Here is a 13286-nt window from a genome sequence, read left to right on the forward strand (position 1 = left end):
CCGTTCGTGCCGCCACAAATCGCGGAAACCTGACGCGTCTCAGCCCTGCGCCTCGTCCTTCTTGCGTAGCCCGAGAACGTCGCCGGGCGGGACTTCCGGGCTGTTCTCCGCGCGATCGCGGTAGAGCGCGGCGCGGCCAAGCAGCATGAGAGTCACCGGTGTCGTGGCCGTAACGAAGATGCCAATCAGGAACTCGTGCAGGATCGGGCGCGATTCCAGCATCGTGAACAGGATCATCGAGGCCATGACGATCCCGGCCGTTCCCCAGCTTGCGCCGAGTGTCGGCGCGTGGATTCGGTCGTAGAAACTGCGCAGCCGCACGAGGCCAATGCAACCGAGCAGCGTCAGGCCGGAGCCCAGAACGAGAAAGAACGCAACCAAAATAGCGCCCCAGAGGGGAAGGTCCGCGGCATGAATCATTCGATCACCTCGCCACGCATCAGGAATTTGGCAAGAGCCACGGTTGCCACGAACCCGAGCACCGCGATGATGAGGGAAGCTTCGAAATAGATCGTGCTTTCGCTTCGTATACCGAAAACCAGAAGCTGGAGCATGGAATTGAGATAAAGCGCGTCGAGGCCGAGCACACGATCCTGCGCGCGTGGGCCGCGCAGCATGCGGTAAAGCGCGAGCCCCATCGCGAGCCCCAGCGCCACATGCGCGAACATAACAGCCCAGAAAAGGATGACGGCGCTCATTGGAAGATCTCCAGCAGCAGCCGCTCGTATCGCTGCTTGATCAGCATGCGCCAGCCCTGCTCGTCGACGAGATCGAAGACGTGAAGGAGAAGCGTGCCACGTGCCGAATTGTAATCGATCCAGGCGGTGCCCGGCGTGCTGGTGATGATCACGCCGAGCACTGCGAGGCCCATCGGACTGCGCAATTCGAGCGGGATCGTAAGGAAACCGGAAACACGGCGATGACCGCCTTCGCTCAGGATCAGCCGCGCGACCGCGATATTGGATCGTATGATGTCGTAAAGCACGATGACGACCAGCTTGGGTAGCAGGCCCCAGCGTCGGATCCTGGGCTTCGCCGGATTGAGCGCGGCCATGCCCTGTGCGGCGAGCAGCGCAACTCCGGTGCCGACGATGAGCTGACCAGGCGAGAAGCTGGTCAGCAGCAGCCACATGACCACGAGCGAGACGATCAACAGCGGGTAAGGAAAGACCTTGCTCATGGCCGCGCCTCTCTTGGTATCCTCGGCGCCTCCATCACCCCTTCCACATAGGCGGGGTTCTGCAGGCTCGCAGCTGTCGCCTCCATGAAGCGCATCGTTGGTCCGGCCCCGACAGTGAGCGCCACGGTGAGCGCCAGCAGCGCCGCCACAGGCACGAATTCGATGATCTGCACCCGTGGCGCGGTCGCTTCGACCGGCGCCCAGAAGGCGCGGATGCCGGCACGGCTCATTGCGATCAGCGCCGATACGCCCGACAGGATGATGAGGGAGACCACCCACCATGAGATCGCGGGAATGATGCCGCCCTCCCCTTGCGGAGCGAGCATTGCCGAAAGCATGGCGAATTTGGCGACAAAGCCCGACAGCGGGGGTAGGCCGGCAAGCAGCATGCCGCAGGCCGCGAACCCGATGCCGAGAGCGGCAATCGTCCCGGGGAAGGCCTGGCCCACCTCTTCCTCCTCGTCCTCCTCGTCACCCTCGCCATAGACCTCCATGGTAACGGCAAGCACGTTGGCGACGGCATCCTGTCCACGCTCGACGAGCTCGATGAGCAGAAAGAAGGCACCAATAGTGAGAGTTGAACTGACGAGATAGAACAGGGCGCCGGCAGTGACGCCGCTCTGCGATAGTCCGATGGCAGCAAGCAGCGTGCCCGAGGAAACCAGGATGGAGAAGCCCGCGAGCCGCCCGAGCGCCTGCGAGGCGAGCACGCCGATCATGCCGAACGTAATCGTCGCCATGCCGCCGAACAGCAGCACATCGGAGCCGAAACCGGCCGAAGCTCCGGCATTCTCGCCGAAGAAGAGCTGGGAAAGGCGCAGCAGCGTGTAGACGCCGACCTTGCTCAATATGGCAAAGACCGCGGCCACCGGCGCCGCCGCCGCGGTATAGGCGGTCGGCAGCCAGAAGCTCAGCGGCCACATACCGGCCTTCACCAGGAAAGCGACGCCGAGGATCGCGGCGCCGGCCTCCAGCATCATGCGGTTTTCCGCCGTCACCTGAGGGATGCGCAAGGCGAGATCGGCCATATTGAGCGTGCCGGTCACCCCGTAGATAAGCGATACCCCGACCAGGAACAGCAGCGAGGCCGCAAGATTGACCGCGATGTAGTGCAGTCCGGCGCGGACTCGAAAGGGGCCTGAACCGTGCAGCACCAGACCGTAGGAGGCCGCAAGCATGACCTCGAAGAAAACGAACAGGTTGAAGAGGTCGCCGGTCAGGAATGCGCCATTCAGCCCCGTCAGCAGGAACAGGAACAGCGTGTAGAAATGCGGACCTGCCTTGTGCCAGCGGGCGAAAGAAAAGACCAGCGCGGGGATCGCGAGCACCGACGTCAGCGCCAGCATCATCGCTGACAGCCTGTCCAGCACCAGGACGATAGCGAATGGTGGCGGCCAGTTGCCGAGCAGGTAGACGGCTATCCGACCTTTCTCGAAATGGGCGGTGCGCAGGAGCAAGATCGATACGCCGAGCAACGCCACTGTCGCCATGACGGAAATGGTCGCCTTGAGCCGCCTTTCCCGGTCGTCGAAAAACAGGAGAAGGGTTCCCGCCAACAGCGGGATGATGACCGGGGCGATGACAAGATGTTGCGGAGCCAGATTCATCTTTCGGGCTCCTTGCCATCGACGTGATCCGTGCCGGTCAGGCCGCGCGATGCAAGCAGCACAACGAGGAAGAGAGCCGTCGTCGCGAAGCTGATGACGATGGCCGTCAGAACAAGAGCCTGAGGCACCGGATCCGCGTAGGCGCTGGGATCGACCGGGACGCCTGGTTCGACCACGGCGGGCGCGTTCGACCACAGCCGGCCCATGCTCAGGATGAAAAGATTGACGGCATAGGACAAGAGAGCGAGCCCGATGATGACCTGATAGGTGCGCGGCCGCAGCAGCAGCCAGACACCCGACCCGACCAACACACCTATTCCGAGCGAGAGCACGAGTTCCATCAGCGCTGCTCCTCGGCCTTGGAGGCATCGCGGACGCGGTAGCTGCGCAGCGACTGGTGGGCGATGGCGACCAGCATCAGCACCGTGGCGCCGACCACCAGGAAGAACACGCCGAGATCGAACAGCAGGGCCGAAGCCATCGGCACCTTGCCGATCAGCGGCAGTTCCAGGTAGCGGAAATAGGAGGTGAGGAACGGCAGGCCGAACAGCCAAGCTCCGATGCCCGTCAACGCCGAGAGCATGAGGCCGAAGCCGATCCAGCGCACGGGCAGGATGCGAAGGCGGTCCTCCACCCAGCGCGCGCCACCCGCCAGATATTGCAGAATGAAGCCGATCGACATGGCCACGCCCGCGGCGAAGCCGCCGCCCGGCAGGTCGTGACCGCGTAGGAGCAGAAAGACGGCAAGCGTGATGATCACCGGGAACATCCACTGCATGATGACCGACGGCACCATCAGGTATTCACGCAGGGTTTCGCCGATCTCGCGATCGGGTTCGGCGTCGTCGAACTTGTTCTGGTCGCGCTGCTGCTCTGGCACCTCGATACTGTCCGCCGCCGGCCGGAAACGACGCAGCAGCGCGAAGACGGTGAGTGCCACGATAGCGAGAACGGTGATTTCGCCCATCGTGTCGAAACCTCGGAAGTCGACAAGGATGACATTGACGACATTCGCGCCGCCGCCTTCCGGATAGGACCGTTCGAGGAAGAAGTCGCCGATCGTCTGCGGCACCGGGCTGGTCATCATCACATAAGCGATGACGGCCACGCCTACGCCGCTGACTATCGAGAGCAACGCATCCCGATAGCGGCGCAACCGGCCGGCAATACTGATCACGGTGTCGACCCTTTCAAGCCGCTTCGGCAGCCAGCGCAGGCCGAGCAGAATGAGAATCGTGGTGACGACCTCAACGAGAAGCTGCGTCACGGCAAGATCGGGCGCGGAGAGCCAGATGAAGGTGATGCAGGTGACGAGACCCGCGCCGCCCATCAGGATCAACGCCGCCAGCCTGTGGTATTTGGCCTGCACCGCAGCGCCGACCGCGCAAGCGATGCCGACCACCCAGATTATGGCGAAGACCGGATCGAAGCCGGCGACGGCCGGCAATTTGAGCGCGAGACCGCTTGTCAGGATCGGCCACGCCCCGGCTAGCAAAGCGGCGGCCACAAGCAGGCGCAACTGCGGTTGCAGGCGGCGGGTCCCGAGATGCGTCTCCACCCAGCGCGCCCAGCGCCAGGAGACGGTGACAAGGAGGCGCTCGAAGATGCGTTGGCCCTTGAGGCCGCGCACGCCCGGCGGGTCCGGCTCGCAATAAGCGAGGTAACGCCGCAGGAGCGCGTAGAGCAACAACCCACCGACCATGGCGATGATGCTCATGATCAGCGGCAGGGTGAAGCCATGCCAGACGGCGAGACTATATTGCGGCGTCCTGTCACCGAGGACGGAGACCACCGCCGTGTGCAGGAACGGGCCGATGGAAAGGCCGGGGATGATTCCGACGACAAGGCACGCGAGCACCAGAGCTTCGATGGGGAAGCGCATCCAGTGCGGCGGTTCGTGGGGCTCGTGCGGCAGATCGACCGGCTTTGGCCCGAAGAACACGGTATGAATGAACCGCACCGAATAGGTGACGGCGAAGGCGCCCGCGATGGTAGCGACATAGGGCGTGATCGTGTCGAGCAGCGAGGCCCGATGTGTCTCGACCGCCTCGGCGAAGAACATCTCCTTGGACAGGAAGCCGTTGAGCAGAGGCACTCCGGCCATGGCGGCGCTTGCCACCATGGCCAGCGTAGCGGTGATCGGCATAGAGCTGAACAGGCCGCTCAAGCGACGCATGTCGCGCGTTCCGGCCTCGTGGTCTATGATGCCGGCAGCCATGAAGAGCGATGCCTTGAAGGTGGCGTGGTTGATCATATGGAAGATCGCCGCCACAAGGCCCAGCGGACTGCCGAGGCTGAGGAGCATGGTGATCAGGCCGAGGTGGCTGATCGTAGAATAGGCAAGCAGCCCTTTGAGATCCTGCTGAAAAATCGCGAAATAGGCGCCGAGCACCAACGTGACCATGCCTGCGACGCCGAGAATGAAGAACCATTGGTCCGTGCCGGCCATGACCGGCCAGAACCGGGCAAGCAGGAAAACACCCGCCTTCACCATCGTCGCGGAATGCAGATAGGCCGATGCAGGCGTCGGCGCTGCCATCGCGTTGGGAAGCCAGAAATGAAACGGGAACTGCGCGCTTTTTGTGAGGGCCCCCAGGAAGATCAGAAGCAGCGCCGGCGTGTAGAGCTCGTGCGAACGAATCCGGTCGCCGGCCGCCAGCACCACGTCCAGATCATAGCTGCCGGCGATGTGGCCGACGAGAATGAGTCCGACCAGCAGGCAGAAGCCGCCGATGCCGGTGATCGTCAGCGCCATGCGCGCTCCATCGCGGGCTGAAGCGTTCTGATACCAGTAGCCGACAAGCAAGAAGGAAAAGATGCTGGTCAGTTCCCAGAAAATCGACAGCAGGATGAGATTGCCGGAAATCACCACTCCCAGCATTGATCCCATGAAGGCGAGCAGGAAGGAGAAGAAGCGCGGCACCGGGTCCTTGGGCGACATGTAGTAGCGGGCGTATAGCACCACCAGGAAGCCGATGCCGGTGACCAGCATCGAGAACAGCCAGGCAAAGCCGTCCATGCGCAGCGTGAAATTCAACCCCAGCTCGGGCAGCCACGCGATCTCGCGACGCACCACTGTTCCCGAGGAAATTGTGGGATAGAGGAACGCTGCCGCCGCGAATGCCAACGCAGAAACGAATCCTGAAAGCCAAGCCTCCGTGTTGCGGGCGTTTGCCGAAAGCATTGCGGCGAACGCACTTCCCAGAAACGGCAGAAAAATCAGCAGCAGGAGGAGGTTTTCATCGATCATTCGTCGGGACGGTCACCCAAGTGTTTCATATGCGGAGCGCAATACGGCGCGGAGAGACCCACCTGCCGCAAGAGCCGGGTCCGCCAGAGGAGACACTCCTGGCCGACAACAGCATTTTGGAGGCGATTCGGCGCAGCCATGCGAGTCAGGCCGATCACGAAAGGTATCAAACGCACACCCGCACCCCTCGTCAACCAGAACCCGGTTAATAAACCGCTTCCGCAGGGGCGGTATGACGCCGCATTCTCCCCTTGCCGCTCCGACCGGCCGCCCCAGATTGATAGGACGCGGGCCCCCATTGGAGAAAAAACGACATGGCGAGTACTGTTACGTTGACGGACCACGAGGAAATTCGGGATTGGGCGGCTGCGCGCATGGGCTCCCCTGGCGTCGTCGACGTATCGGCGGAGAGCGGCACGCAGCCTATGCTGCGGATCGTGTTCGACCAGGCCGCCTACCAGGATCAGGACCGGCCCGAACGCGCACCCAATACCGGCGGCATAGAGTTGGTCGAATGGAATGAATGGTTCGAGATCTTCGATAGGAACCAGCTTGCGCTGGTCGTCGCGGTGGATCGGCCGGGTGTCCGGGAAAACTTCCACGAAATTATCCGGCGCGACGAAGCGCCGGAAATCAAAGAATAATCAAACCGGCTATCAGCACGGTCAATACCAGCGTAGCCGGAACGGCGATCAGCCAAGCGGCTTCCATGACGCTATCGCGGGGACCGAAATCATACTTCATGTGACGCATTCCGTTTTAAGCCGGGGCATCCAACTCTTGAACGCGCCGTCACCGGGGTGGTTCCTTCCTGCGTGTTCCTCCGTCGCCACGGATGCGCAGCCAGCCTTCTTCCTTTGCGCCACAGGTAGACATTCAAGGCGGGTCTCATAACCTGACGTTCGCGATCGACGCCAACCCGCAAAAGACGGGCGACATCACCCGCTGGACGAAGGGCTATTTGGAGGCCATCCCACCCTTACTCGGATCGCGGCGGCTACGTGAACTTCTTGATGGACGATGAGGACGATAGTCGCCTCAGGGCTACCTATGGCGACAACTACGACCGCCTCGTTTCCTTGAAAGGCAAATGCGACCCGGCCAACTTGTTCAGCGTGAACCAGAATATCAGGCCGGGCTGACGCCTAGGGCGTGCGTGAAAAAGGATTCACGCGACACGCTGTAGGTTCTTGATCTGTGCATGTCTTTTCCCGAACCCCCTGCACACTTTCGGGAGACATGCTTTTAAGTCTGGATTGGGCGCACAAACGGCCATCCAACCCAAATCACGGACCGCGCGATCAACTGCGGAGGCCGGGCGCCTCCTGCCCCGTGCGCTCGACATATTCTATGTAGCCGCCGCCATAGGTGTGGATACCGTCAGAGGTAAGTTCGAGAACCCGATTCGACAGCGCGGCAAGGAAATGGCGGTCATGCGAGACGAAGAGCATCGCGCCCTCGAAGCGCGACAGCGCCTCGATCAACATCTGCTTGGTGGCGATGTCGAGATGGTTGGTCGGCTCGTCGAGCACGAGGAAGTTCGGCGGATCGAAGAGCATCTTCGCCATCACCAGACGCGCCTTCTCGCCGCCCGAGAGCACCCGGCATTTCTTCTCGATCTCGTCGCCGGAGAAACCGAAGCAGCCAGCAAGTGCCCGTAGAGGCGCCTGCCCAGCCTGCGGAAACGAATCCTCGAGCGTTTCGAGGACGGTACGCTCCCCGTCGAGCAGTTCCATGGCGTGCTGTGCGAAATAGCCCATCTTGACGCTCGGGCCGCGCACGGCCGTGCCGTCGTCGGGTTCCGATGCGCCAGCGACAAGCTTCAGCAGGGTGGATTTGCCCGCCCCGTTGACGCCCATGACGCACCAGCGCTCGCGTCGGCGGATTTGAAAGTCGAGCGATTCATAGATCCTGCGGCTGCCATAACTCTTGTGGACGTTTTTCAGCGTGGCGACGTCTTCGCCCGAGCGTGGCGCGGGCTGGAACTCGAACCGAACCGTCTGTTGGCGCTTGGGCGGCTCGACCTTTTCGATCTTGTCCAGCTTCTTGACCCGGCTTTGCACCTGGGCAGCGTGCGATGCCCGCGTCTTGAACCGCTCGATGAAGGCGATCTCCTTGGCGAGCATCGCCTGCTGGCGCTCGAATTGCGCCTGCTGCTGGACTTCGGTGATCGCCCGTTGCTGACGATAGAATTCGTAGTCGCCCGAATAGCACGTGAGGGAACCGCCATCGATCTCTATGATCTTGCCGACGATGCGGTTCATGAACTCCCGGTCGTGTGAGGTCATGAGTACCGCGCCATCGAACCCTTTGAGGAAACTCTCGAGCCAGATCAGGCTTTCGATATCGAGGTGGTTGCTTGGTTCGTCGAGAAGCATCACGTCGGGCCGCATCAGCAGGATCTTGGCGAGAGCAACGCGCATCTTCCAGCCTCCGGAGAGCTTGCCGACATCGCCGTTCATCATCTCCTGGCTGAATCCCAGGCCATCCAGGACCTCACGGGCGCGACCGTCCAGCGCATAGCCATCAAGTTCGTCGAAGCGGCCCTGCACCTCGCCATAGCGGGCGATGACCTCGTCCATCTCGTCGGCACGGTCGGGATCGCCCATGGCCAGTTCGAGTTCGGCCATCTCCGCCGCTAGCGCGCTGACGGGGCCGACGCCGTCCATGACCTCGACGACCGCGCTTCGCCCGGCCATGTCGCCGACATCCTGGCTGAAATACCCGATGGTGACGCCACGATCGATGGCGACCTGGCCCTCGTCGGGATGTTCCTCGCCGGTGATCATGCGGAACAGTGTGGTCTTGCCCGCGCCGTTCGGGCCGACAAGGCCGACTTTCTCACCTCGCTGTATCGCGGCCGAGGCCTCGATGAAGACGATCTGCTTTCCGTTCTGCTTGCCGATGTTTTCGAGACGGATCATGAGTTTCCAGCCTGGGATTTCGTCGGCAACTGCATGTTGGTCGCGACTTTTGGGAGCCCGGCCTTAGACCATCGCTCCTGCGCTCGCGCAAGAGTTCCCGGTGTCACAGCGCGCTTGCCAGAAACGAGGCGAGGCAGGAAGTCTCCCTCAGCCGAGCGGCCGATTGGCGTAACCCGCCGAGAGGATCGCGCCGGACAACCGGTCTCCCTCGGCCTGGGTGCGGACCGCAATCTCCTTCCTGGCGAGGTCGACCGTGATCTCGGCCTGTGGATCCACGTCCTTCACCGCCTTTTCGATCCGCCCGGCGCAATGCCCGCAAGTCATCTCGGGAACGCTGAAACGATGCATGTTGGTCTCCAAAATGTGTTCGACGACAAGAGCCGTAAACCTTCCAGTGATAGGAAGGTCAACACCCAGTTCGGCATGATCGCGAAAAGACCAGTGGGGTACGATCGGCTTGTTCTCGCCCTTGACCTTCCCATCACTGGAAGGTTTATCTGAAGCGGCAGTTGACGAAAAAGGGACGTGAACCAATGGAGACTGCAAAAGGAAAGACCGGCGAATCGCGCGTCGGCGCGGCCCGATCAGCATCCGGATCGAGGGGATGACATGCGCATCCTGTGTCGGACGCGTCGAGAGGGCGATTCGTGCTGCGCCGGGAATTGCTTCCGCCTCGGTCAATCTCGCGACCGAACGCGCCGACGTCTCCTTCGCCGGAGTTCCGAATCCGCAGGCGGTGATCCGCGCTATCGAAGACGCCGGCTACGAAGCGTCATTGGAAACCGTCGAACTCGGCATCGAGGGCATGAGCTGCGCTTCCTGTGTCGGCCGCATCGAGGCGGCGTTGAAGGCAGTGCCCGGCGTCACCGAGGCGACCGTGAATCTTGCCACCGAGAAGGCTTCCGTTCAGGTGGCCTCAGGTGTTGCCGGCGTGGCGGATCTGGAAGCAGCCGTGCGCCGAGCCGGCTACGAGACGCGCCGGATCGCCCATGCCGATACACGTGATCGTCAGGCCGAAGCTCGAGCGAAGGAACTGACTGACCTGCGCCGTGCACTGCGCTTTGCCGCGCTGCTGACCCTGCCGGTGTTCGTGCTGGAGATGGGCTCCCATTTCGTGCCGGCCATCCACATGTTCGTCATGGAAAACATCGGCATGCAGCGGAGCTGGTACTTGCAGTTCGCGCTTGCCACGCTGGTGCTCTTCGGGCCGGGCCTGCGCTTCTTCCGCAAGGGCGTGCCTGCTCTGCTGCGCGGCGCCCCCGACATGAACTCGCTGGTCGCGGTGGGAACGGCGGCGGCATGGGGCTATTCCGTGGTCGCGACCTTCGTTCCGCAGGTTCTGCCCGAAGGCACGGCCAATGTCTATTACGAGGCCGCCTCGGTCATCGTCACTCTCATCCTGCTCGGCCGCACGCTGGAGGCGCAAGCCAAGGGGCGCACCAGCGAGGCGATCAGGCGGCTTGTCGGGCTGCAGGCCAAGACAGCACGGGTCCAGCGCAATGGCGAGGCCGTCGAACTGTCGCTCGACCAGGTCGTGGTCGGTGACGTCGTGCTCGTGCGCCCCGGCGAAAAGGTGGCCGTCGACGGCAAAGTCGTTGAAGGCTCGTCTTATGTCGACGAATCCATGATCACGGGGGAGCCGGTGCCGGTCGCGAAGGGCGTCGGAGCCGAAGTCGTCGGCGGCACACTGAACAAGACGGGCTCCTTCTCCTTCCGCGCCACCAAGATCGGCGCCGATACGGTTCTTGCCCAGATCATCCGGATGGTAGAAGCCGCGCAGGGCTCCAAGTTGCCGATACAGGCGCTGGTCGACAAGGTCACGACCTGGTTCGTGCCGGCGGTGATGGCAATCGCCGGCGCCACCTTCCTGATATGGCTTGCTTTCGGCCCCGACCCAGCGCTCGCCTTTGCGCTCGTCAACGCGGTCGCCGTGCTGATCATCGCCTGCCCTTGCGCAATGGGCTTGGCGACGCCGACCTCGATCATGGTCGGCACCGGCCGCGCCGCCGAGATGGGCGTCCTTTTCCGCAAGGGTGAAGCGCTGCAGGAGCTGCAAGGCGTCGAGATCATTGCGGTCGACAAGACAGGAACGCTCACCAAGGGGCGCCCAGAACTGACCGACCTGATCACCGCCGACGGCTTCGACCGTGAAGAGGTGCTGTCGATGGTCGCAGCCGTCGAGACGCATTCCGAGCACCCGATCGCCGAGGCGATCGTCAAAGCGGCCAGGAGCTCCGACCTGACGGTTTCATCCGCCCAAGAGTTCGAGGCGGCACCCGGCATGGGCGTCAGGGCGAAGGTAGGCGGCCGTCTGGTCGAGGTGGGTGCCGACCGCCTCATGGCGGCGCTCGGTATCGACGTCGCTCCCTTCGCGAAGGCCGCTGCGGATCTCGGCAATGAGGGCAAGTCGCCGCTTTATGCTGCCATCGACGGAAAGCTGGCTGCGATCCTGGCGGTTGCAGATCCGATCAAGGAGACAACGCCGCAGGCGATCGCCGCGCTCCACACGCTCGGCCTGAAGATCGCGATGATCACCGGTGACAACCGTCATACGGCGGCGGCGATCGCGCGCAAGCTCGGTATCGACGACGTCGTGGCGGAAGTCGTGCCCGACGGCAAGGTCACAGCGCTGGAACGCCTCGGCCAGGGCGGCCGCAAGCTGGCCTTCGTCGGCGACGGCATCAACGACGCGCCGGCGCTGGCCAGGGCCGATGTCGGCATCGCCATCGGAACCGGCACGGATGTGGCGATCGAAAGTGCCGATGTCGTGCTCATGTCGGGTGACCTGCTCGGCGTGCCCAACGCCATTGCGCTGAGCCGCGCGACGATCGGCAACATCAAGCAGAACCTGTTCTGGGCATTCGCCTACAACGCGGCGCTGATCCCCGTCGCGGCCGGTGCGCTCTACCCCGCCTATGGCATACTGCTGTCGCCGATCTTCGCAGCCGCCGCCATGGCATTGTCGAGCGTGTTCGTGCTGGGCAATGCCCTGAGGCTAAAAGCATTTCGCCCACCTGTCACCGCAGAGGTTCGGGAGGAAGTGCCGGCCGGACAATTTCGGCTCGCCCCGGCGGAGTGACAGTTCGGGGGCGGCCTGCACCGCAGTCCGCCCCTTCGATCGGCCAGGGGACCGACGGCTCGGCTATTCAACATATAAGTTCGGCGAAGAGACCTGGATCGACATTCCCACCGGTCATAACGACCACCACCGTTTGGTCCCTGACGTCGAGGCGCTTGCTCAGCAAGGCAGCCAGTGCAGCCGCTCCGGACGGCTCCACGACCAGCTTCAGTTCACGAAACGCAAACGCAATAGCCCGCTTGACCTCTTCCTCCGACACGACCAGTCCTCCGGCGACGTGCTGCTTGTTGATTGCAAAGGTGAGTTCACCCGGCATCTGGGCCAATAATCCATCACAAAGCGAGCCGGAGGTTTTCCGATTGGCAAGTCGTTCGCCTGCGACAAACGACCGGGCGTGGTCGTCAAACTCTTCCGGCTCCACCGAATAGAGCTTTGTCGACGGCGCCTGCGCGTGGACGGCCAATGCGATTCCGGCGAGCAGCCCGCCGCCTCCGCAGCAGACAAGAACCGCGTCGGGCGTGAGCTTCGACTTCGCCAGATCCTCGACAATTTCGCGACCGACCGTGCCCTGCCCGGCGATGATGAAGAAGTCATCATATGGCGGTACGACGACCGCACCGCGCTCCCCAGCGATGACGTGAGCCATGGCGACACGGTCGTCCTTGTCGCGATCGAACAGCACGATCTCCGCACCCGCGGCCGCCGTGCGCTCCCGTTTCACAGCGGGGCTGTCAGTGGGCATCAGGATGGTTGCGCGGACACCGAGCAAGTTGGCGGCCGTAGCGACGCCGAGCGCATGATTTCCCGAGGACATTGCCACGACACCGGCCGATTTGCCGCTGTCGGGGATACGGGAGAGACGGTTATACGCGCCGCGAAATTTGAATGCACCGCCTCGTTGCAGCATCTCCGGCTTCAGAAAAACCCTGGCACCGGTGACGGCATCAAGCGCGGGAGAGGTCAGAAGCGGCGTCCGAAACGCCACACCGGCAATCGCGCGGGCCGCGTCGCCGACATCTGCCGATGTAGGTAAGCTGACCACTGGGGCCCCCCTCTCCTAACCATGCCTTTCGCTCACAGTAAGAGATTGAGCGGCGATCGCAAGCTTGGAAGCTCCCTCGGGCGGATGTCGCCGAGTGCCGGTGAACATCGTGCCGAAACGCAAAAAAGGGCCGCGATATGCGACCCTAGGCAGATAGTGTTAACCGATGCTGTTCAGCCGGCGGTCGAAAGAGAAGCGATCATT

The 13286-nt window shown here is 62.8% G+C and carries 12 protein-coding genes; 3 read left to right on the top strand and 9 right to left on the bottom strand.

The genetic code is table 11. The features are described from left to right. Window positions 1-39: 39 nt before the first annotated feature. Genes mnhG through ACCO56_RS30890 form a run of 6 tightly spaced genes read right to left on the bottom strand, consistent with a single transcriptional unit; the run spans window position 40 to window position 6037 of the window. Window positions 40-420, bottom strand: coding sequence for a monovalent cation/H(+) antiporter subunit G (gene mnhG / locus ACCO56_RS30865; protein WP_433644784.1), 381 nt, complete (start codon window positions 418-420; stop codon window positions 40-42). Next, on the bottom strand, window positions 417-698 hold the full coding sequence (locus ACCO56_RS30870; RefSeq protein WP_433644785.1) for a K+/H+ antiporter subunit F: 282 nt from the start codon (window positions 696-698) through the stop codon (window positions 417-419). The genes mnhG and ACCO56_RS30870 overlap by 4 nt, the downstream gene beginning before the upstream one ends. Further along, window positions 695-1180: a Na+/H+ antiporter subunit E gene (locus tag ACCO56_RS30875; protein ID WP_433644786.1), complete on the bottom strand. Its 486-nt coding sequence runs from the start codon at window positions 1178-1180 to the stop codon at window positions 695-697. The genes ACCO56_RS30870 and ACCO56_RS30875 overlap by 4 nt, the downstream gene beginning before the upstream one ends. Further along, window positions 1177-2787: a monovalent cation/H+ antiporter subunit D gene (locus ACCO56_RS30880; RefSeq protein ID WP_433644787.1), complete on the bottom strand. Its 1611-nt coding sequence runs from the start codon at window positions 2785-2787 to the stop codon at window positions 1177-1179. The genes ACCO56_RS30875 and ACCO56_RS30880 overlap by 4 nt, the downstream gene beginning before the upstream one ends. After that, window positions 2784-3128: a Na+/H+ antiporter subunit C gene (locus ACCO56_RS30885; RefSeq protein ID WP_433644788.1), complete on the bottom strand. Its 345-nt coding sequence runs from the start codon at window positions 3126-3128 to the stop codon at window positions 2784-2786. Before ACCO56_RS30885 ends, ACCO56_RS30880 begins: the two co-directional genes overlap by 4 nt. After that, window positions 3128-6037 carry a monovalent cation/H+ antiporter subunit A gene (locus ACCO56_RS30890; protein WP_433644789.1) on the bottom strand — a complete coding sequence of 970 codons (2910 nt, stop codon included), beginning with the start codon at window positions 6035-6037 and terminating at the stop codon, window positions 3128-3130. The genes ACCO56_RS30885 and ACCO56_RS30890 overlap by 1 nt, the downstream gene beginning before the upstream one ends. 314 nt (window positions 6038-6351) lie before the next feature. On the opposite strand from ACCO56_RS30890, the gene ACCO56_RS30895 reads away from it, so the two are divergent. Then, window positions 6352-6681 (top strand): hypothetical protein, encoded by a 330-nt coding sequence (locus ACCO56_RS30895; protein WP_433644790.1) that lies wholly within the window; start codon window positions 6352-6354, stop codon window positions 6679-6681. A 357-nt stretch (window positions 6682-7038) separates the two neighbouring features. After that, the gene (locus ACCO56_RS30900; protein WP_433644791.1) at window positions 7039-7179 is read left to right on the top strand and encodes a BBE domain-containing protein; all 141 of its coding nucleotides are present in this window, start codon (window positions 7039-7041) and stop codon (window positions 7177-7179) included. 159 nt (window positions 7180-7338) lie between these two features. On the opposite strand, the gene ACCO56_RS30905 is transcribed toward ACCO56_RS30900, so the two are convergent. Then, entirely contained in the window at window positions 7339-8961 is a 1623-nt protein-coding gene (locus ACCO56_RS30905; protein WP_433644792.1) for an ABC-F family ATP-binding cassette domain-containing protein, read from the bottom strand. A gap of 147 nt (window positions 8962-9108) precedes the next feature. Next, complete coding sequence (locus ACCO56_RS30910) at window positions 9109-9309, bottom strand: heavy-metal-associated domain-containing protein (RefSeq protein ID WP_433644793.1); 201 nt, start codon at window positions 9307-9309, stop codon at window positions 9109-9111. A 256-nt stretch (window positions 9310-9565) separates the two neighbouring features. Between ACCO56_RS30910 and ACCO56_RS30915 the strand changes: the two genes are divergently transcribed. Continuing rightward, a complete protein-coding gene (locus ACCO56_RS30915) occupies window positions 9566-12040 on the top strand; it encodes a heavy metal translocating P-type ATPase (protein ID WP_433644794.1) in 2475 nt (824 codons plus the stop codon). Between the two features lie 67 nt (window positions 12041-12107). Here the strand turns inward: ACCO56_RS30915 and ACCO56_RS30920 are convergent, their stop codons facing one another. After that, entirely contained in the window at window positions 12108-13082 is a 975-nt protein-coding gene (locus tag ACCO56_RS30920) for a threonine ammonia-lyase (RefSeq protein WP_433644795.1), read from the bottom strand. Window positions 13083-13286: the final 204 nt, after the last annotated feature.

The organism is Mesorhizobium sp. 1B3, from assembly GCF_050958605.1.
Lineage (GTDB): Bacteria > Pseudomonadota > Alphaproteobacteria > Rhizobiales > Rhizobiaceae.